Source organism: Paracoccus sp. J56, assembly GCF_019633685.1.
Lineage (GTDB): Bacteria > Pseudomonadota > Alphaproteobacteria > Rhodobacterales > Rhodobacteraceae > Paracoccus > Paracoccus kondratievae.
Map to the genome: position 1 here is coordinate 37,047 of NZ_JAFL01000002.1, position 18,842 is coordinate 55,888.

19 protein-coding genes are annotated in these 18,842 nt (G+C 62.1%); 10 read left to right on the forward strand and 9 right to left on the reverse strand.

The features are described from left to right. Positions 1-22: 22 nt before the first annotated feature. From tsaD to M511_RS01685, 5 genes are read left to right on the forward strand one after another with little or no spacing between them, the layout of a single operon-like run. Positions 23-1,093: a tRNA (adenosine(37)-N6)-threonylcarbamoyltransferase complex transferase subunit TsaD gene (gene tsaD, locus M511_RS01665; RefSeq protein ID WP_085501193.1), complete on the forward strand. Its 1,071-nt coding sequence runs from the start codon at positions 23-25 to the stop codon at positions 1,091-1,093. Further along, positions 1,090-2,034, forward strand: a complete 945-nt coding sequence (locus M511_RS01670; RefSeq protein ID WP_010398110.1) for an NAD(P)H-dependent glycerol-3-phosphate dehydrogenase — start codon at positions 1,090-1,092, stop codon at positions 2,032-2,034. Before tsaD ends, M511_RS01670 begins: the two co-directional genes overlap by 4 nt. Beyond that, positions 2,031-2,306, forward strand: coding sequence for a YciI family protein (locus M511_RS01675; RefSeq protein WP_010398108.1), 276 nt, complete (start codon positions 2,031-2,033; stop codon positions 2,304-2,306). Before M511_RS01670 ends, M511_RS01675 begins: the two co-directional genes overlap by 4 nt. Further along, positions 2,306-2,731 (forward strand): EVE domain-containing protein, encoded by a 426-nt coding sequence (locus M511_RS01680; protein WP_085501194.1) that lies wholly within the window; start codon positions 2,306-2,308, stop codon positions 2,729-2,731. The genes M511_RS01675 and M511_RS01680 overlap by 1 nt, the downstream gene beginning before the upstream one ends. Before the next feature lie 42 nt (positions 2,732-2,773). After that, on the forward strand, positions 2,774-4,594 hold the full coding sequence (locus tag M511_RS01685) for an ABC transporter transmembrane domain-containing protein (protein WP_010398104.1): 1,821 nt from the start codon (positions 2,774-2,776) through the stop codon (positions 4,592-4,594). Positions 4,595-4,687: 93 nt separating this feature from the next. Here the strand turns inward: M511_RS01685 and M511_RS01690 are convergent, their stop codons facing one another. Continuing rightward, positions 4,688-5,272: a CAP domain-containing protein gene (locus M511_RS01690; RefSeq protein ID WP_227493405.1), complete on the reverse strand. Its 585-nt coding sequence runs from the start codon at positions 5,270-5,272 to the stop codon at positions 4,688-4,690. An 80-nt stretch (positions 5,273-5,352) separates the two neighbouring features. Here M511_RS01690 and lysM point away from each other — a divergent pair, with 80 nt between their 5' ends. From lysM to M511_RS01710, 4 genes are all read left to right on the forward strand, one after another. Continuing rightward, complete coding sequence (gene lysM / locus M511_RS01695) at positions 5,353-5,841, forward strand: peptidoglycan-binding protein LysM (protein WP_010398098.1); 489 nt, start codon at positions 5,353-5,355, stop codon at positions 5,839-5,841. Positions 5,842-5,989: 148 nt separating this feature from the next. Then, on the forward strand, positions 5,990-7,876 hold the full coding sequence (locus M511_RS01700) for an acyl-CoA synthetase (RefSeq protein ID WP_176224502.1): 1,887 nt from the start codon (positions 5,990-5,992) through the stop codon (positions 7,874-7,876). 321 nt (positions 7,877-8,197) lie between these two features. After that, entirely contained in the window at positions 8,198-9,121 is a 924-nt protein-coding gene (locus M511_RS01705; RefSeq protein WP_010398200.1) for a glycosyltransferase family 61 protein, read from the forward strand. Beyond that, positions 9,118-9,945, forward strand: a complete 828-nt coding sequence (locus M511_RS01710; RefSeq protein ID WP_138918365.1) for a glycosyltransferase — start codon at positions 9,118-9,120, stop codon at positions 9,943-9,945. The genes M511_RS01705 and M511_RS01710 overlap by 4 nt, the downstream gene beginning before the upstream one ends. 53 nt (positions 9,946-9,998) lie before the next feature. On the opposite strand, the gene ettA is transcribed toward M511_RS01710, so the two are convergent. The 3 genes from ettA to rimO all read right to left on the reverse strand — a co-directional run bounded on the left by ettA (position 9,999) and on the right by rimO (position 14,028). After that, the gene (ettA, locus tag M511_RS01715) at positions 9,999-11,654 is read right to left on the reverse strand and encodes an energy-dependent translational throttle protein EttA (protein ID WP_010398205.1); all 1,656 of its coding nucleotides are present in this window, start codon (positions 11,652-11,654) and stop codon (positions 9,999-10,001) included. A 70-nt stretch (positions 11,655-11,724) separates the two neighbouring features. Further along, positions 11,725-12,582 (reverse strand): sulfotransferase family protein, encoded by an 858-nt coding sequence (locus M511_RS01720; protein WP_085501196.1) that lies wholly within the window; start codon positions 12,580-12,582, stop codon positions 11,725-11,727. A gap of 78 nt (positions 12,583-12,660) precedes the next feature. Further along, entirely contained in the window at positions 12,661-14,028 is a 1,368-nt protein-coding gene (gene rimO, locus M511_RS01725; protein WP_029372368.1) for a 30S ribosomal protein S12 methylthiotransferase RimO, read from the reverse strand. A gap of 106 nt (positions 14,029-14,134) precedes the next feature. Between rimO and M511_RS01730 the strand changes: the two genes are divergently transcribed. Beyond that, positions 14,135-14,608 (forward strand): hypothetical protein, encoded by a 474-nt coding sequence (locus M511_RS01730; protein WP_227493403.1) that lies wholly within the window; start codon positions 14,135-14,137, stop codon positions 14,606-14,608. A gap of 55 nt (positions 14,609-14,663) precedes the next feature. On the opposite strand, the gene M511_RS01735 is transcribed toward M511_RS01730, so the two are convergent. The 5 genes from M511_RS01735 to M511_RS01755 form a co-directional block, all read right to left on the reverse strand. Then, positions 14,664-15,425 carry an ABC transporter permease gene (locus M511_RS01735; RefSeq protein WP_010398213.1) on the reverse strand — a complete coding sequence of 254 codons (762 nt, stop codon included), beginning with the start codon at positions 15,423-15,425 and terminating at the stop codon, positions 14,664-14,666. Beyond that, on the reverse strand, positions 15,422-16,351 hold the full coding sequence (locus M511_RS01740) for an ABC transporter ATP-binding protein (protein WP_085501197.1): 930 nt from the start codon (positions 16,349-16,351) through the stop codon (positions 15,422-15,424). Before M511_RS01740 ends, M511_RS01735 begins: the two co-directional genes overlap by 4 nt. Before the next feature lie 102 nt (positions 16,352-16,453). Beyond that, entirely contained in the window at positions 16,454-17,221 is a 768-nt protein-coding gene (locus tag M511_RS01745; protein WP_085501198.1) for a lysophospholipid acyltransferase family protein, read from the reverse strand. After that, positions 17,221-18,150: a cell division protein FtsX gene (locus tag M511_RS01750; RefSeq protein ID WP_085501199.1), complete on the reverse strand. Its 930-nt coding sequence runs from the start codon at positions 18,148-18,150 to the stop codon at positions 17,221-17,223. Before M511_RS01750 ends, M511_RS01745 begins: the two co-directional genes overlap by 1 nt. After that, positions 18,147-18,821 (reverse strand): cell division ATP-binding protein FtsE, encoded by a 675-nt coding sequence (locus tag M511_RS01755; protein WP_010398222.1) that lies wholly within the window; start codon positions 18,819-18,821, stop codon positions 18,147-18,149. The genes M511_RS01750 and M511_RS01755 overlap by 4 nt, the downstream gene beginning before the upstream one ends. Positions 18,822-18,842: the final 21 nt, after the last annotated feature.

Below are 18,842 nucleotides of genomic sequence, written 5' to 3' on the forward strand. Positions count from 1 at the left end.
CCTGGGCGGCGCGCAAACAAGGATGAGCATGGGACTGACCTTTCTGGGCATCGAGAGCAGCTGCGACGACACTGCGGCGGCGGTGGTGCGCGAGGATCGCACGATCCTTGCCTCGGTCGTGGCCGGGCAGACATCGCTGCATGCCGATTTCGGCGGCGTGGTGCCGGAAATCGCCGCCCGCGCCCATGCCGAGAAACTGGATATCTGCGTCGAAGAGGCGCTGCGCAAGGCGGGCCTGCGCCTGTCCGACCTGGACGGGATCGCCGTTACCGCCGGGCCCGGGCTGATTGGCGGCGTGCTTTCGGGCGTCATGCTTGCCAAAGGGCTGGCGGCGGGGAGTGGCCTGCCGCTGATCGGGGTCAATCATCTGGCCGGCCACGCGCTGACCCCACGCCTGACCGACGGCATCGGTTATCCTTATCTGATGCTGCTGGTTTCGGGCGGGCATTGCCAGTTCCTCTCGGTCGCGGGGCCAGAACAGTTTACCCGGCTGGGTGGAACCATCGACGACGCCCCCGGCGAGGCCTTTGACAAGGTTGCCAAGCTTTTGGGCCTGCCCCAACCGGGCGGCCCCGCAGTCGAGGCAGCGGCGCGCGCGGGTGATCCGCGCCGCTTTGCCCTGCCGCGACCGCTGCTTGACCGGCCGGGGTGCGATCTTAGCTTTTCGGGGCTAAAGACGGCGGTGCTGCGCCAACGTGACGCGCTGGCAGCAGCGCAAGGCGGGCTGCACGAACAGGACCGCGCCGATCTTTGCGCCAGCTTTGAGGCGGCCGTGGCCGATGTGCTGGCCGAAAAGACCCGTCGCGCTTTGGCCCTGGCACCAGCACCTGCGCTGGCCGTGGCCGGAGGTGTCGCGGCTAACCAAAGCCTGCGCACCGCGCTGCAAACCGTCGCGGCCGAAGCCGGCGCGACCTTTCTTGCGCCGCCCTTGCAGCTTTGCACAGACAATGCCGCAATGATCGCCTGGGCCGGGATCGAGAGCTACCTTGCTGGCCGGCGTGACGGCATGGATCTGGCCGCCCGCCCGCGATGGCCGCTGGACCAGCGCGCCGCTCCGATGCTTGGCGCTGGCAAGCGCGGAGCCAAGGCATGAGCGTCGCAGTCATCGGATCAGGCGCATTCGGCACCGCGCTGGCAGTATCCCTGGCGGCCAAAGGACCCGTTACGCTTTGGGGGCGCGAAACCGGCTGGGCCGCTGCTGGTGAAAACCCGCGCCTGCCGGGCGTGCCCCTTCCCGCCAGCCTGATCGTCACAAAAGAGCTTAAGGATATCACTGCCCCCACCGTCCTGCTTGCCCTGCCCGCGCAATCACTGGGTGGTTTTCTGACGGACCATGGCGCGCGGCTTGATCGCCGTAATCTGGTCAGCTGCGCCAAGGGGATCGACCTGACTACGCTGACCGGTCCTTCGGCACTGATCGCTTCCGCCTGCCCGCATGCGACCGTAGCGGTGTTGACCGGACCAAGCTTTGCCGCCGATATCGCCCGTGGTTTACCGACCGCGCTGACACTCGCCTGTGCCGATGCTGCCGCCGCCGAGATTTTACAGCGCCAGCTTTCGACCGCCTCGCTGCGGCTTTACCGCACGACCGATGTAACCGGGGCCGAACTGGGCGGGGCGCTGAAAAACGTCATCGCCATCGCCGCAGGGGCTGCGATCGGCGCCGGCTACGGCGACAGCGCAAGGGCAAGCATTGTCACGCGCGGCTTTGCCGAGATGACGCGGCTGGCCGTAACGCTGGGCGCAAGGCCCGAAACGCTGGGCGGGCTTTCAGGGCTTGGCGATCTGGTGCTGACCTGCACCTCGGAGCAGTCGCGCAACTTTCGCTATGGGTTGGCCCTTGGCGCGGGCAGCGAGTTCGCGCCCGGCACCACTGTCGAAGGTGCTGCCACCGCCCGTGCCGTTTCGCGTCTGGCCGAGGGGTTGGGGATCGAGATGCCGATCTCGAATCTGGTCGCCGGTCTTGCCCAGGGCAGTATCGTCATGGAACATGCGCTGGATTTTCTGCTCAAACGCCCCCTGAAGGAGGAATGATGCCCCTTTTCGCCGTGATCTGCCGCGACCATCCCGGCAAGCTGCAAACCCGTCTCGATACCCGCGAAAATCATCTGGCATTCCTGAAGGAACAGCCCGGCCTGCAAATGGCAGGTCCGCTGATCGAAAATGGTGAGATGCGCGGCTCGCTGCTGGTGGTTGAGGCTGACGAGTTGACGCAGGTTAAGGAATGGGCCGCCCGGGATCCCTACAAAGCGGCAGACCTGTTTGCCTCGGTCGAGGTGATCGAGTGGAAGAAGGTGATCGGCTGATGGCATACTGGCTGTTCAAATCCGAGCCGGACGTGTTCAGCTTTGACGACCTGATCGCCCGGGGCGAAAAAGGCGAAGAGTGGGACGGCGTGCGCAACTATCAGGCCCGCAACAACATGCGCACCATGAAAAAGGGCGAACGCGGCTTTTTCTATCACTCGAACGTCGGCAAAGAAATCGTCGGCATCTGCGAGGTGGTGACCGAGGCCCATCCCGACTCGACCGCAGACGATCCGAAATGGGAATGTGTGGATGTCCGCGCCGTCGCCTGGCTTGAGCGGCCCATCTCGCTGGACATGGCCAAGACCGAGCCGAGGCTCAAGGATATGGTGCTGGTCAACAACTCGCGCCTCTCTGTGCAGCCTGTTTCGGACGCGGAATGGCAGGTCATTCTGGAACTCGCGGGCGGCACCCGGACACTCTGAACATCACGCAAGGCACCATCGGGGCGCCCGAGGGGAGAAGACATGGCACGCGGACCCAAACCCATCGCGGACCGTCCGACGACGAAACGCATCAGCGCACTCAGGGCGCTTGGCCCTTTCCTGTGCCCCTATCGCGGGCTGGTCGCGGCCGCCCTTGGCGCGCTGACGCTGACGGCGACGATCAGCCTGATCCTGCCGCTGGCCGTGCGCCGGGTGGTCGATGGGTTTGACGGCGGCGCAGGCATGCTCGACCAGTATTTCGGCGCCGCGATGATCATCGTCGTGCTGCTCGCTATCGGGACGGGGATGCGCTACTTTCTTGTCACCCGGCTGGGTGAACGGGTCGTCGCCGATATCCGCAAGGCAGTTTTTCAGCGCGTCATCGGGCTGAGCCCCGCGTTCTACGAACGGGTCCTGACCGGCGAGATTATCAGCCGCATCACCACCGACACGACGCTGATTCAATCGGTCATCGGCTCGTCGGTGCCAATCGCGCTGCGCAACATCCTGCTGCTGATCGGTGGCGTGGCGATGCTGGTCTGGACCTCGGCCAAACTGTCGGGTCTCGTATTGCTGTTGGTGCCGCTGGTGGTCGTGCCCATCGTCGTGCTGGGCCGGCGGCTGCGCAAACTGTCGCGCGAAAATCAGGACTGGATCGCCCAATCATCAGGCGCGGCCTCCGAGGTTCTGCTTTCGGCACAGACCGTGCAGGCCTTTACCCATGAAGGCCCGACCCGCGCACGTTTCAACGAGGTGACCGAGCGCGCCTATGACTCGGCCATGAACCGGGTGCGGACGCGCACGGCGATGACAATGATCGTGATCTTTCTTGCCTTCTCGGGCGTGCTTGGCGTTCTGTGGATCGGCGCCCGCGATGTGCGGCTAGAGGTGATGACCGTTGGCCAACTGGTGCAATTCGTCATCTACGCCGTTCTGGTCGCCGGGGCCGTAGGCGCTCTTTCCGAGATCTGGGGTGAGCTGCAACGGGCTGCCGGCGCGACCGAGCGGCTGAGCGAACTGCTGACCGCCGAAGACACGCTGAGCGATCCTGCCGATCCGGTCACCCTGCCCCAGCCAGTCAAGGGCGCGATCCGGTTCGATGACGTCACCTTCCATTACCCCTCGCGCCCCGACCGCTCGGCTTTGGACGGCGTGACGCTGGACATCCGCCCGGGTGAGACGGTTGCGCTGGTAGGCCCCTCTGGGGCGGGCAAGACCACCGTGATCCAGCTGCTTTTACGGTTCTGGGACCCTGATGCGGGACGGGTGCTGATCGACGGCATTGATCTGCGCGATATGGCCCGTGCCGATTTCCGTCAGTCCATCGCGCTGGTGCCACAAGACCCGGTGATCTTTGCCGCTACCGCCCGCGAGAACATTCGTTTTGGCCGCCCCGATGCCTCGGATGCCGAGGTCGAGGCTGCGGCCCGCGCAGCCCATGCCGACGATTTTCTGCGCGTGCTGCCCGAAGGCTATGACAGCTATGTCGGCGAACGCGGGGTGATGCTGTCCGGCGGGCAAAAGCAGCGCATTGCCATTGCCCGCGCCATCCTGCGCGATGCGCCGATCCTGCTGCTGGATGAGGCGACCTCGGCCCTGGACGCCGAATCAGAACTGCTGGTCCAACATGCGGTCGATGAACTGTCCCGTTCGCGCACCACGATCATCGTGGCCCACCGTCTGGCAACAGTGAAAAAGGCCGACCGTATCGTTGTCTTTGACGGCGGCCGGGTGGTGGCACAGGGCCGACATGATGAACTGGTCGCCGAGGGAGGGTTATACGCCCGGCTGGCGCGGCTGCAGTTCACCGCAGGTCCAGCGGACGAAGAGACACCCGCAGAAGCCGAAACAGGGGCCGGTTAAACCCGCCACCCAAAGCAAATCGCAACTGACGCCCGCGACGCCTTCAGGGTATGCGGGCGTCCATCATTGCGACCGGCCAGCGTAGCGCGCTGCTCAACGTGGTGCGCTAAAAACCGCCGCCCAATACACGGTCTTGCCATCCGGCCCGACCGCCCGGCCGATACCGTAATGCCTAACCTGCGGCAGCAGGATATTGGCGAGGTGCCCTGGCGATTGTGACCATGCTGCCAAAACCTGCTCTTGCCCCCAGGGGCCGGCAGCGATGTTTTCGGCGGCAATGCGGGGCCTGTACCCTTCTTTCTTCAACCGCTGCATCGGCCCTGAGGTCGCACTGCCGCGATGCGTCATCTGACCGCGCCGGGCCATGTCGCAGGCGTGGCGGGCGGCAGCGACGGCCAGATCGCGGTTGGGCTGCAGCGAGGACAACCCGCGGGCTTTGCGCAATGCGTTGGTCGCACTGGCAGCTGCCTGATTTTCCTGCACCGACGTTTCATAGCAGGTGACCTGCCCGGCCCTGGCCTCTGCAGGTTTGGCGGGTACGGGCCCAGCCTCCCCCGCAACGGCAGGAGCCGTCATGGCGGGTAGAAAAACAAGCAAAGACATAATCTTACGTGAAATTTTCAACATCTGGCACCCTTTGAACTGCTGCAATTTACGAAACGCAGCCGGGACGTTCAACCTGAGGTTGCCTAAATTTCTCTGGAACCGTGGCTTCGGCAAAACGTTGCCGCTAGAATGCAGTTGGAAAGGAATATCTCATGGCGATCTGGGATTTCGTGAAGGATGCCGGCAAGTCGCTGTTCGGGTCAGAGGCAGAGGCACAAGAGGCCCCCTCGCAGCCCGCGCAAAGCGACACCGACCGCAAAGTGGCGGCGCTCAAGGCTGAGCTTGCCTCACTGGGGCTGACGGCCAGGGACGTGCACCTGACGCTGCGGGGCGATACGGTTGTGATCTCGGGCAAGGCGCGCGATCAAGAGACGCTGGAAAAGCTGATTCTCGCGGTCGGCAACATCAAAGGCATCGCACGTGTCGAGCTTGCCGAAGGCGCGGGTACCGAGACCCCGGCACCACAGGCCGCCAAACCCGTGTTCCACACCGTACAAAAAGGCGAAACCCTGTCAGCCATCGCACAGAAATATCTGGGCAAGGCAAACCGCTATAATGAGATCTTTGAGGCGAACCGCCCCATGCTAAGCCATCCCGACAAGATCTATCCCGGCCAGACGCTGCGTATCCCCCAGAACTAAGGGGTCCCGACACCGCCAGCGCGGTTGCGACGCTGCGTTTCCCCCCGGATTAGCGCTGCGGAATGCTTGCCAGCATACTGATAGTTGGACCATTCTGCCTGTAAGTGGGGCACTGCCCCGGGGGGAAAACTGGGAGGTCTGAGAAATGGTGGTCAGGTTTGCAGGCGTCGCAGACCGCGATGCGGTCGAGACGGAGATGCCCTATGCGCAACGCATCCTGCCGGGCACACTGTATCAGGCGCTGACCGAAACCCGGGACCGTCATCCTGAACGCCCCGCGCTTAGCTTTCAGCTTTTTTCGGACCCGACAGCCCCGGCGCGCACCCTGAGCTGGACTGAACTGCACGAGCGTGTGACCGAAACCGCGAACCTGTTTCGCGAACTAGGGGTCGGGCCCACGGACGTCGTGGCATATCTGCTGCCAAACTGTCTTGAAGCGCCGATCGTGCTTTTGGCCGGTGCAACTGCGGGTATCGTGAACCCGATCAACCCGCTGCTGGAGCCCGACCACATCGCCTCAATCCTGCGGGAAACCGGCGCCAAGGTCCTGGTGACGCTGAAAAGCTTTCCCAAATCCGACATTGCGCAAAAAGCAGCCGCGGCCGTTGCGCAAGCGCCCAATGTGCAAACGGTGCTTGAGGTCGATCTGCGCGGCTATCTGACCGGGTTAAAGCGCCTGCTGGTGCCTTTGATGCGTCCCAAGGTCACCACGCGCCACCACGCCAAAGTACTGAATTTCGAGGCTGCCGCCAGCGCGCGTAAACACAACCGCCTGACCTTTGACGAACCTGCCGGAGACCGGGTCGCCGCCTATTTCCACACCGGCGGGACCACCGGTATGCCCAAGGTCGCGCAGCACAAGCAATCGGGGATGATCTACAACGGCTGGCTGGGCGGCACGCTGCTGTTCACCGAAACCGATGTGCTGATGTGCCCGCTGCCGATGTTCCACGTCTTTGCGGCCTATCCGGTGCTGATGTCCTGTCTGATGTCAGGCGCTCAGCTTGTGATGCCGACACCGGCTGGCTATCGCGGCGAAGGTGTCTTTGACAATTTCTGGAAGCTGATCGAGCGCTGGCAGGCAACCTTCCTGATCACCGTTCCGACTGCCATCGCGGCACTGATGCAGCGCCCGGTAAACGCGGATGTTTCGTCGCTTCGCACCGCGATCTCGGGCTCGGCACCCCTGCCGATCGAGCTGTACAACCGTTTCAAATCCGCCACCGGCGTCGAAATCGCCGAAGGTTACGGCCTGACCGAGGCGACCTGCCTTGTCTCATGCAACCCCATTGACGGGCTCAAGAAGGTCGGCTCGGTCGGCATCCCCCTGCCCTATACCCACATCCGCATCCTGCAGCGTCAGAATGGCGGCTTTCGGGAATGCGGCATCGAAGAGGTCGGCGAAATCTGCATCGCCAACCCGGGCGTTTATGAGGGCTCGACCTATACCGAGGCCGACAAGAACCGCGACCTGTTTGCCGAAGGGCGCTTTCTGCGCACGGGCGATCTGGGGCGGATGGACGCCGACGGCTATCTGTGGATCACTGGCCGGGCCAAGGACCTGATCATTCGCGGCGGCCACAATATCGACCCGGCAGAGATCGAAGATGCGCTGCTCTCTCATCCCAAGGTCGCTGCCGCCGCAGCCATCGGCCAGCCCGACAGCTTTGCTGGCGAACTGCCCTGCGCCTATGTCGAGCTGGTCGCCGGGGCCGAGGTCGCAGAGGACGAGCTGATGCAGCACGCGCGCAGCCACATCCACGAACGTGCTGCGGTGCCCAAACATATCGAGATCCTGCCCGAACTGCCCAAGACTGCGGTCGGCAAGATTTTCAAGCCTGACCTGCGCAAGCTCGCAATCGGGCGCGTCTACAACGAGATGCTGCAAAGCGCGGGCCTTGCCGCCGAAGTGGCCGAGGTGATTGATGACAAAAGACGGGGTCTCGTCGCGCGGATCAAAACGACGGGCGAAGTGGACCGCGATGCTATGGCCAAGCTGCTTGGCCAGATGGCGCTGCCATGGGAATGGGCCTGAAGCTGCGTTGCAATTAAACCCTGTGGCGCGCGGCCTTTCGCCATGCGCCAATTTGGGTTGCACAGCCAAGTATATATTGCCAAACAAGGGCAAAGTCGGGGGAGACCTGTCTCTCACCGACGAATCGATGTGTTATAATTTGAGAGAGTAAACGTGAGCGAGCCTTGTCCTCCGCTGCCTGATCAGGGTTGGTCCAGAGAAACAATCACTCTCGCAGATGCGATTGTGGCCCCTCCCAAGGAATCCCGCCCCCGAACCCCTAGCGGCGTGTGGAAGGACGGTGACATCCCCGAGGCAGCCCAATGGCGCGGAGCCGGGCGCATGTCCCTTGCCCTTGAAGAAGCGCCCGAACCGACCGCAAAGCTTGAGGGGCATTATCTTTTTGCCGGGATGTATTATGGCCATTTCGGCCATTTCATCTCTGAGACGATCAGCAGGCTTTGGGCGGCCAACAACGATTATGACGGGATAATCTTTACCCCAAAACACGCCACCCTGACGCATTTCAAAAAACCCCACCGCGAGCTTTTCGATATTTTCGACATCAAATGTCCGACCCTGGTGGTCGGTGAGCCGACACTTGTCGAAAAGCTGACCATTCCCGGTCAGGGGTTCGGTCTGGGCGACATCGCCTTCGGGACCGAAGAATACCGCAACTTCCTGCGCAATACCGTAGGCAAGGTTGCCCCGAACGGACCGGAAAAAATCTATATCTCGCGTACCAAGTATATCGCGAACGGCGGGCTTTTGGCCGAAGCTGTGCTTGAGGAAAACCTCAGCCGTGCCGGCTATGTTCCGGTTTTCCCCGAACAGTTGTCCTGGAAAGATCAGTTCGCGCTTTACCGCGCGGCGCAAAAGATCATCAGCCTTGACACTTCGGCCCTGCACATGGCCGGCATGGCAGCTGATCCCGGCAAGGAGATCGCCGTCATCCTGCGCAGAAACAACGCTGAACATCACAGCATGCGCCTGCAACTCAGCGGTATGATGGGCAAGGATCCGCTGCTGATCAACAGCCTCGTGGCAGAATATCTCGAACCCGGCAAGAAACCCAACCATAACAGCTGGGGTCATGCGGATTTTGGCGAGATCCGTACCGCTCTGATCGAGCATGGCTTCCTGACTGCTGACGATCCGTGGGATATTCCCACTGATGAGACCATCCAGGCCGACGTCGCCGAGGCCGAACGCCGCGCCGGGAAAAACCTTGTACATTCACCGATTAAAGCACGGTTCGCGGTATGACTAGAAAGATGACGATTGTCGGCATATGCCGATTTTCCATGATTGGCCGGGGCGACTGGAAAGCCTATCGCAACGTCGAGGACAAGGACCTCGAACCGATCTTCAAGGAAAAAGAGAAAGAGCTCTTTAGCGAAGAGCGCATGGCCGCCCGCTTTGAGACCTTTGAGCAGCTGACTCTTGCCTCTCTGGACGCTCAGACCGACCCGGATTTCAAACTCCTGGTGATCTCTTCGGACCGGATGCCCAAGACCTACCGCCAAAAGCTGCAGGCCCTTTGCGACGCGCGACCCTATGTCGAACTGCGCTTTGTCCCGCCGATGCATGTTGCGGACGCGCAGATCAAGACACTCGAAGAGATGGGTCTTGAGCTCAAGGATTGCTTGCAGTTCCGTCTGGACGACGACGATTGCGTCTCAAAGGATTATATCCGCAAGCTGCACAAGCACGGCGACACCCTTTGGAAAGCCCATGGCGCCTTTGCCGTCAGCTTCCCCACCGTGATCTATTCGGTCATTGATGGGCCGACGCAGGGGCTTTACCGCTGGTTCAATCCCTTCCTCGGCGTGGGTGTGGCGGTGCGCCACCCGCAACGCACCGTCTTTGGTTTTGCCCATTACCGCATTCCGACGGTAATGGTTGCCCTGACCGACCCCTCGGTTCCAAGCATCGTGACCCATTACGGGATGAACGATACCCCGCGCCACGCCAAGGAAATTCTGGCGAAACGTGGCATGAAAAAAGCCTCACGCGAAGAGCTGGACCGCATAATCGAGCGGCACTTCGACTTTCTCCAGGGCCAGGGGGCGAAAACCGCAGGTCTTTGACCCGGTCACAATACCGCAAAAAAGAAAAGGGGGCGTTTCCGCCCCCTTTTTTTCTACCGGGTGAACTTCTTGTACTTCACCCGCTTTGGCTCGACTGAATCCGGGCCAAGGCGGCGGATCTTGTCAGCCTCGTAATCCTCAAAGTTGCCCTCGAACCACTCGACATGGGCATCGCCCTCGAACGCGAGGATATGGGTGCACAACCGGTCAAGGAAGAAGCGGTCGTGCGAGATGATGACGGCGCAACCAGCGAAATCTTCAAGCGCCGCTTCCAGCGCCTGCAACGTCTCGACGTCAAGGTCGTTGGTCGGTTCGTCCAGCAGCAGCACGTTGCCGCCCGATTTCAGCAGCTTGGCCATATGCACGCGGTTGCGTTCACCGCCCGAGAGCAGGCCAACCTTTTTCTGTTGGTCACCGCCCTTGAAGTTAAAGGCCGAGCAATAGGCGCGGCTGTTCATCGAGGCGTCACCCAGCTCGATATGTTCGGCCCCACCCGAGATTTCTTCCCACACGGTCTTGTTGGGATCAAGCGCGTCGCGCGACTGATCGACATAGCTCAGCTTGACGGTGTCGCCGTAGGTGATCTCACCAGCATCAGGCTGTTCCTGTCCGGTCAGCATCCGGAAAAGGGTGGACTTACCGGCACCGTTCGGGCCGATCACGCCAACAATACCGCCCGGCGGCAGGCTGAAGGACAGGTCCTCGATCAACAGCTTGTCGCCCATGGCTTTGCGCAGCCCGTTGACCTCGATCACCTTGTTGCCCAGCCGTTCGCCGTTCGGAATGATGATCTGGGCGCGGGTCAGTTTTTCACGCTCGGACTGGCTGGCCAGTTCGTTATAGGCGTTGATCCGGGCCTTTTGCTTGGCTTGACGTGCCTTGGCGCCGGCACGGATCCACTCCAACTCGCGCTCAAGGGTCTTGTGACGCGCCTTGTCCTCACGGGCTTCCTGCTCAAGCCGCTTGGCCTTTTGTTCCAGCCAGCTTGAATAATTCCCTTCGTAGGGAATGCCGCGGCCGCGGTCGAGCTCAAGGATCCAGCCGGTGATATCGTCCAGGAAGTACCGGTCGTGAGTCACGATCAGGATGGTGCCGGGATATTCGATCAGGTGCTTTTGCAGCCAGGCAATCGTTTCGGCGTCCAGATGGTTGGTCGGTTCGTCAAGCAGCAGCATGTCCGGCTGTTCAAGCAGCAGCTTGCACAGCGCCACGCGCCGCCGCTCACCCCCTGAAAGGCTTTCGACATCCGCGTCATCGGGCGGGCAGCGCAGGGCCTCCATCGCCACGTCGATCTGGCTGTCGAGATCCCACAGGTTCTCGGCGTCGATTTCATCCTGCAGGCGCGCCATTTCCTCGGCCGTCTCGTCCGAGTAGTTCATCGCCAGCTCGTTATAGCGGTCCAGCTTGGCCTGCTTGGCCTTGACGCCCTCCATAACGTTGCCACGCACGTTCAGGCTGGGGTCCAGTTGCGGCTCTTGCGGCAGATAGCCGACGGTTGCGCCTTTGGCGGCCCAGGCCTCGCCGGTAAAGTCCTTGTCGATCCCGGCCATGATGCGCAGCAGCGTCGACTTACCGGCACCGTTGACGCCGACAACGCCGATCTTGACGCCGGGCAGAAAGTTCAGGCGGATGTTTTCAAAGGTCTTCTTTCCGCCCGGATAGGTCTTGGACACCCCGTCCATGTGATAGACATACTGGTAGGAGGCCATGATCGTTCCCCGTCTCTGAAATTCGTGAAGTTGGCCGCTATGTAGTCGAGCCGGCAGGAAAGGGAAAGTCTCACCGGAATTGGCTGACGAATTCCGGGCCAAACTGACGTTCAAGGAATTCGAACTGCGGCTCAAGCTTTTCGCGCAGCCGGGCGCGGGCCTTGTCGGGCACCACCAGCGCATGACCCGAGGCAAAGACTTTCTTGCCCATATCGCGATAGTCATGAGGGTTAAGGCCGAAGAAATCTTCGATCTGGCGCAGCACGCCCAAGGGGTCACGGGCAATCCGGCCAAAGGGCAGATAAAGCAACTGGTCGGGACCGAAATGCCCGCTCCAGCGCGGGACATAGTTCAGGTAGTCACCGCGCTGCATCAGGACCGGATCCTCGACCTCTTGCAGCCACTCCTCGACCGTCGCGGGTTTGCGGCCCTTGCGGGTAAGGTTCATCTTAAGCTGCGAAATCGCGCGGTCCACCGGATGGCGGATGATATAGACGAACTTGGCACGCGGCAGGAACTTGGCCACGAAATCAACGCCCTCCTGCGGAAGGGTCGAATATTCGGGCGTCACATCAATCGCCTTGGTTCCCGCAGGCGCAGGGGCAAAGACCAGCTTGTACCAATGGTTCGTAAACATGGGCTGGCGCGTCACGCGATCCATGTAACTCACCACCTCGGCCGGGACTTCCTGCCCGCGCGAGGTCCAGCGTTTCTCGATGTTCTGACGGCTGCGGCGGAAATGCCAGGGCAACCATTTGCGATGTTCTTCGATAAAGCGGTGGTTAAAGAACTGCGCTTCCTTGAAGGGTGGCGTCCACACACCAGGATGCTGCGACAGCATCTGCGACAACCACGTCGTGCCGGCTTTTTGGGCGCCAATGCACAGGAAATCAGGTTTGCGAGGCTTGCCTTCAGGATCCCAGTTCATCTGTTCCGCCGTACTGCGCCTTTTTCACCCCTGATAAGCCAGCGCGCCCAAAGTCACAACCTGCGCGAGTATTGCTGGCTATATCCTGCCCCAGAGATCGTATTCGCTTGCCTCATCCACGGTGACAGTGACGATATCGCCGGGTGAGAGCTCTGCAAAGCCTTCGTCTATAAAGAGGTTGCCGTCAATCTCGGGCGCATCGGCCTTGGTGCGACAGGTCGCGCCTTCTTCGTCGATGCTGTCGACAATGACATCAAGCCGCTGGCCGACTTTGGCCGCAAGCCGCGCCTGCGAGATCGCCTGCGCCTTTTGCATAAAGCGGTCCCAGCGTTCCTGTTTGACCTCATCTGGCACGTGATCGGGCAGATCGTTCGCCCGCGCACCCCTGACGTTTTCGTATTGGAAACAGCCAACCCGATCTAGCTGTGCCTCGTCGAGCCAATCCAGCAGTGTCTGGAACTCTTCCTCGGTCTCGCCGGGATAGCCAACGATAAAGGTCGAACGCAGGGTGATATCGGGGCAGATGGCGCGCCATGCCGCAATCTCGTCCAGCGTCTTTGCAGCCGCGGCAGGCCGGGCCATGCGGCGCAGCGTCTCGGGGTGGGCGTGCTGGAAGGGAATGTCGAGATAGGGCAGCACCAGCCCCTCGGCCATCAGGGGGATCAGGTCGCGCACATGCGGATAGGGATAAACATAGTGCAGCCGAACCCAGACACCAAGCTGACCCAGATCGCGGGCCAGGTCGGTGATATGGGCGCGATGGCCGCGTTCGGTCGCGAATTTACGGTCCAGCCCATAGGCCGAGGTGTCCTGCGAGATGACCAGTAACTCGCGCACCCCTGCCTCGACCAGCTTTTCGGCCTCGCGGATCACGGCATGGGCCGGGCGACTGACCAGACGGCCGCGCATATCGGGAATGATGCAGAACTTGCAGGCGTGGTTGCAGCCCTCGGATATCTTCAGATAGCTGTAATGGCGCGGCGTCAGCCTGACGCCCGAGGCCGGAAGCAGGTCGATGAAAGGGTCGGGGCTGGGCGGTACCGCGTGATGAACGGCATCCAGCACCTGCTCATATTGCTGCGGTCCGGTCACCGCCAGCACGCTGGGATGTGCGCCAGTGATATATTCCGGTTCGGCGCCAAGGCAGCCGGTGACGATGACCTTGCCATTCTCGGCCAGAGCCTCACCGATCGCTTGCAACGATTCCGCCTTGGCGCTGTCCAGAAACCCGCAGGTATTCACGATCACCGCACCCGCGCCCTTATAGTCGGGGCTGATGGCATAACCCTCGGCGCGCAGGCGGGTCAGGATGCGCTCACTATCCACCAGCGCCTTGGGGCAGCCAAGGCTGACCATGCCAATGGTGGGCTGGCCCTCTCTTCGACTGGTGTCAAAGATGGGCGCAGGGGCTAGATCGGGGCGCAACAGGGGCGGGTTCTGGCTCATGCGCGGCATATAATGCGGGTCGCGGCGCTTGTTAAGCGCCAAGCGTTGCTCGCCGGAACGTCATTTGGTCCTGGGCGTTCGGCAGGGCATAGCAAAGGACATGAAGATGCGCCTTCTTACCAACCGCCTTGCCGCCGCGCTGGCCCTGATGCTGGGGCTTGGCGCCACGATCACCGCCCTGCCCGGCATGTCCGAGGCGCAGGCCCGGGGCCGGGGTCAGCCTATCGTGATCATGAACGACAAGGGCGGCAATGTCGTAAAGACGATCCGCCACCGCAACCGTCTGGTTGCCAGCGGCCGCCCGGTCGAAATCCGGGGCTATTGCCGCTCGGCCTGCACCATCTACATCACCATGCCCAATGCCTGCCTCAGCCCCAGGGCGACGGTCGGCTTTCACGCCCCGCGTCTGCCCGGCACCACCATTATCCCGCCGGTGGTCGATGAGTTGATGGCCCAGTTCTATCGCAACGGCATCCTGCGCAAATGGAACAGCGAGTGGAAATATTCGCTCAAAATGCACAAGATCTCGGCCCGGGAATATGTGCGGCTGGACCCGCAGACCCGCCTGTGCCGCAAATAAAAAAGGGGCGGCCTGCGCGGCTGCCCCGATCGTTAACCCCCCTGCCCGCTGGCGGTCATTCCCGCAGGCGCCATCCTGTCAGAAAGATCCAGCGGATGATTGCCATGCAGATCAGGATCATCAGCCCCACTGCGATAAGCGACAGCCCGACCGGCACATCGGCAAGACCGAAAAAACTCCAGCGAAAGCCCGAGATCAGGTAAAGCACCGGGTTCAGCTTAGCGACCCCTTCCCAGAAAGGCGGCAGCATCGAGGCCGAATAGAAAGCGCCGCCAAGGAACACCAGCGGCGTGATGACCATCATCGGCACGATCTGCAGCTGTTCAAAGTTCTTGGCCCAAAGCCCGATGATAAAGCCCAAAAGCGAAAACCCAAGCGCGGTCAGGAACAGAAAGGCCAGCATCCAGAACGGATGCGCAATATGGACGCCGTTGAACCAAAAGCTGGTCAACAGGATCACCAGCGCGATCATCACCGCCTTGGTGGCAGCCGCACCGACAAAGCCCAGCGTCACCTCGATCCAACCGGTCGGAGCAACAAGGATTTCATAGATCGTTCCCGAAAATTTCGGGAAATAGATGCCGAAACTGGCATTGGCCACCGATTGCTGCAGGACGGTCAGCATCATCAGCCCCGGCACGATAAATGCGCCATAGGGCACGCCCTCAATCGCCTGGATCCGGCCACCGATAGCCGCACCGAAGACGACGAAATACAGCACCGTGGACAGCACCGGCGAGGCGAGCGATTGCCAGACCGTGCGGAAAAAGCGCGCCATTTCATGGCCAAAGATAGCGCGGGCGGAACGCCAGTTCATGCGGTTTCCTCCTCGAGCAAGGACATGAAGATTTCTTCGAGGCTGCTTTGCTTGGTCGATACATCGCGCACGGCGATGTCACGTTCAGCCAGATCGGCCAGCAGGCGGGCGATGCCGGTACGCTCGGCGCGGGTGTCATAATCATAGCCCATCTCACGCCCATCCGCCGAAAGCGTCAGACCCCGCGCCGCAAGTTCGGCCGGCAGGGTCGCAAGCGGCACGTCCAGCGCGATGGTCAGATGTTTTTTACCGAATTCTCCCATCAGCTCATCCTTGGGCTTGACCAGCAACAGCTCGCCCCGGTTGATGACGCCGATACGGTCAGCCATATCCTCGGCCTCTTCCAGATAATGCGTGGTCAGGATGATGGTCACGCCGTCGTTGCGCAGTTCCTGCACCACCTGCCACATTTCGCGCCGCAGGGTGACGTCGACCCCGGCAGTGGGTTCATCCAGAAACAGCACCTTGGGCCTGTGTGACAACGCTTTTGCAATCAGCACCCGGCGCTTCATCCCGCCCGACAGTTCGCGTGTGCGGGCATCGCGCTTGTCCCAAAGCGCAAGGCTGCGCAACAGCTTTTCAATATAGGCCTCGTCCGGCGGCGCACCGTAAAGGCCGCGGGTAAAGCGTACGCAGTCGATAACCTTTTCAAAGGGCTCAAGTGCGATTTCCTGCGGCACCAGCCCGATAAGCTTGCGCGCCGCGCGCCAGTCCCTGCGAATGTCATGCCCGCCGACGCGCACCGTGCCACCGCTTGGCACGACAAGCCCGCAGATGATCGAGATCATCGTTGTCTTGCCCGCTCCGTTCGGGCCAAGCAGGGCAAGGATCTCGCCCTCGCTGATCTGCAACGAGACATCGTTCAGCGCCACCGTGCCGCTGTCGTAGCGCTTGGACAAATGATCAATGTCGATGATCGGACGCATTCCGTCCTCCTGTTTCGGCCCAAAGACCCGCGAATCCGCCGGGCAGGTTGGACCGCAACCGCCGGTCGGTGCAATGGTAAAACGTTTTGGCCTGACCCTGCGTCAGCCAGCCGGGCGAACGCCGCCCGCCTCGGCCAGCAGGCGATCGCTGGCGCTTTCAATACTGGCCTCAAGCGCCTCCATCACCTCGTCGGCACGGGGACCAGCAGGCAGCGGAGGCAGGAATTCGATCACCGTGGTACCGCCACGGATCGGAATACCGCGCTTGGGCCAGAACAGGCCACAGTTCACCGCAACCGGATGGACAGGCAGGCCGGTGGCCCGCTGAATCAGCGCCGCGCCATGCTTGTAGGGCAGCTTATGTCCCGGACGGGTCCGGGTGCCCTCGGGATAGATGATCAGCTGACCCAGCCCCTCGGGGCGGGCGCGGGCGATCTCGATCCCAGAGATGATCTGCTTCATCGCCTCTTTGCCGCGGGCGCGGTCGATGGGAATGCAACCGACCTTACGGGCAAACCAGCCCATGATCGGCACGCGCAGCACCTCGCGCTTCATCACGAAAGCGCGGCGGGGACAGGCGCGGGCAAGCGCAAGAATGTCGAGAAAGCTTTGATGCTTTGAGGCGACGATACAATCGCCCACCGGAGGCGTGCCGCGATATTCGACCCGCACCCCAAGGATCAGCCGCGCAGCACCCAGCATCTGGCCCAGCCAGACGCTTGCGACACGCTGGGCGCGTTCCGGGCGGACCAGCACCTGCGGCAGGCCCCAAAGGCCCAGCACCAACGTCACCAGCGCCGCGTAAAGGTAGTAGATCACCGTCAGCGGCCAGTCGAGAACCGAGGCTTTCCGCGGGTGATAAAGGCTCATCAGCGCACCTCGCGCAGCATCTTCAGCGCCGCCCAACGCGTGGCGACAAATCCGATCCCGGCAGCGCAAAGCGGGATCAGCAACGGCCAAAGCCAGCCCCAGCCATAAAAGCCAAGCCCGGTCAGGAACCCACCCGCCTGATCGACCGAGGGCAGCGCCCAGATCGCCGCCATGCCCAGCACCATACCTGCGACGGACCCCATGGCGGCGCGACGGGTAAAGCGGCGTACAAAGGCCGTGGCGATGGTGATGTCGCGCGCACCGATCAGCCGCAACACCCGGATCACCTGCCCGTTCGCCGCCAGCGCCGCCTTGGCGGCCAGTGTGATCATCGCCCCCGAAGCCGCCGCGATCAGCAGCAGTGAAAAAAGCCCAAGCACGCGCAACCGCGTCGCGGCCGAGACCAAAGGCTGGCGCCAGCGGGTATGATCGTCCAGCACCGCGCCCGGCGCCTCACCCTGCAGACGCAGGCGCAGCGCCTCGGCGTCAAAGCCGTCGCGGTCCTCGGTCACTTCGATCAGCCGGGGCACGGGCAGCGCCTCGACCGGGACGTCAGGACCAAACCAGGGCTCAAGTAGCTGTTCGACCTCGCTGTCGGGCAAAAGCCGGGCTTCGGCGATACCGGGCGTGGTCTTGAGCACCTCCATCACCGTGGCGGTCTGCTCATCAAGCTGATTTTCGGGGGCTGCGATTCGTACAGTCACGGTCTGCGCAAGTTCGGTCGACCACCGCTCGGCCAGACGTCCTGTCGCCAGCGCCAGCGCCAGCGCAAAGACCGCCAGAAAGGCCATGGCTGCAGCCGAGAACACCGTCAGCTGCGCGGTGAACCCGGTCGGAGGCACGACGCGATCCGTTCCCGCCGGGTCAGGGCGGGTCAGCCCGCGCCACAAGGTCGCCAGATCCAGCGATTTCAGGTCGGGTTTCTTCACAGGTCCGCTCCTGCCAGTTGCAGCCTTTTGCCCGCGATGCGCAGCACTCGCGCCTGCACCTGCTGTTTGGCAGCACGGATCAGGTTCAGGTCATGGGTGGCAATCAGCACCGCCTTGCCCGAACGGTTCAGCTCGATCAAGAGTTGCAAGAGCCGCATCGACATATCCCAATCAAGGTTGCCGGTCGGTTCATCCGCCAGAATCAGGTCGGGCGACATGATGACGGCACGGGCAAGCGCCGCGCGCTGCCTCTCACCCCCCGACAGTTCGGGCGGCCGGGCGCGAGCGTGGCCCGAAAGCTGAACCCAGGCAAGCAGATCCCCCAGCGCAGCCATATCGACCTGCTGACCCGAAACGATCAGCGGCAGAGCGATGTTTTCAGCCACCGGCAGGTGGTCCAGAAACTGGGTATCCTGGTGCACCACCCCGACCCGGCGACGCAGCGCCGCAATGCCATCGCGCGACAGGCCGCGCACATCCTGACCAAAGGCGGTCATCCGCCCGGCGGTCGGCAAAAGATCGGCATAACAAAGCCGCAGGAATGTCGTCTTGCCCGCCCCCGACGGGCCGGTCAGGAAATGGAACGAGCCCGGCTGTAGTGTCAGCGACATATCGGCCAACAGCGGATCGTTGCCGCTGTAACCGAAGGACAGGTTCTGCATCTCGATCACTGGTGGTCCCTTTCCGTGCGG

What these genes read in the sequence shown, in the direction of transcription:
- tsaD (WP_085501193.1), top strand. Translation starts at nt 23, where the DNA reads ATGAGCATGGGACTGACCTTTCTGGGCATCGAGAGCAGCTGCGACGAC.
- M511_RS01670 (WP_010398110.1), top strand. Translation starts at nt 1,090, where the DNA reads ATGAGCGTCGCAGTCATCGGATCAGGCGCATTCGGCACCGCGCTGGCA.
- M511_RS01675 (WP_010398108.1), top strand. Translation starts at nt 2,031, where the DNA reads ATGATGCCCCTTTTCGCCGTGATCTGCCGCGACCATCCCGGCAAGCTG.
- M511_RS01680 (WP_085501194.1), top strand. Translation starts at nt 2,306, where the DNA reads ATGGCATACTGGCTGTTCAAATCCGAGCCGGACGTGTTCAGCTTTGAC.
- M511_RS01685 (WP_010398104.1), top strand. Translation starts at nt 2,774, where the DNA reads ATGGCACGCGGACCCAAACCCATCGCGGACCGTCCGACGACGAAACGC.
- lysM (WP_010398098.1), top strand. Translation starts at nt 5,353, where the DNA reads ATGGCGATCTGGGATTTCGTGAAGGATGCCGGCAAGTCGCTGTTCGGG.
- M511_RS01705 (WP_010398200.1), top strand. Translation starts at nt 8,198, where the DNA reads ATGTCCCTTGCCCTTGAAGAAGCGCCCGAACCGACCGCAAAGCTTGAG.
- M511_RS01710 (WP_138918365.1), top strand. Translation starts at nt 9,118, where the DNA reads ATGACTAGAAAGATGACGATTGTCGGCATATGCCGATTTTCCATGATT.
- ettA (WP_010398205.1), bottom strand. Translation starts at nt 11,654, where the DNA reads ATGGCCTCCTACCAGTATGTCTATCACATGGACGGGGTGTCCAAGACC.
- M511_RS01720 (WP_085501196.1), bottom strand. Translation starts at nt 12,582, where the DNA reads ATGAACTGGGATCCTGAAGGCAAGCCTCGCAAACCTGATTTCCTGTGC.
- rimO (WP_029372368.1), bottom strand. Translation starts at nt 14,028, where the DNA reads ATGAGCCAGAACCCGCCCCTGTTGCGCCCCGATCTAGCCCCTGCGCCC.
- M511_RS01730 (WP_227493403.1), top strand. Translation starts at nt 14,135, where the DNA reads ATGCGCCTTCTTACCAACCGCCTTGCCGCCGCGCTGGCCCTGATGCTG.
- M511_RS01735 (WP_010398213.1), bottom strand. Translation starts at nt 15,425, where the DNA reads ATGAACTGGCGTTCCGCCCGCGCTATCTTTGGCCATGAAATGGCGCGC.
- M511_RS01740 (WP_085501197.1), bottom strand. Translation starts at nt 16,351, where the DNA reads ATGCGTCCGATCATCGACATTGATCATTTGTCCAAGCGCTACGACAGC.
- M511_RS01745 (WP_085501198.1), bottom strand. Translation starts at nt 17,221, where the DNA reads ATGAGCCTTTATCACCCGCGGAAAGCCTCGGTTCTCGACTGGCCGCTG.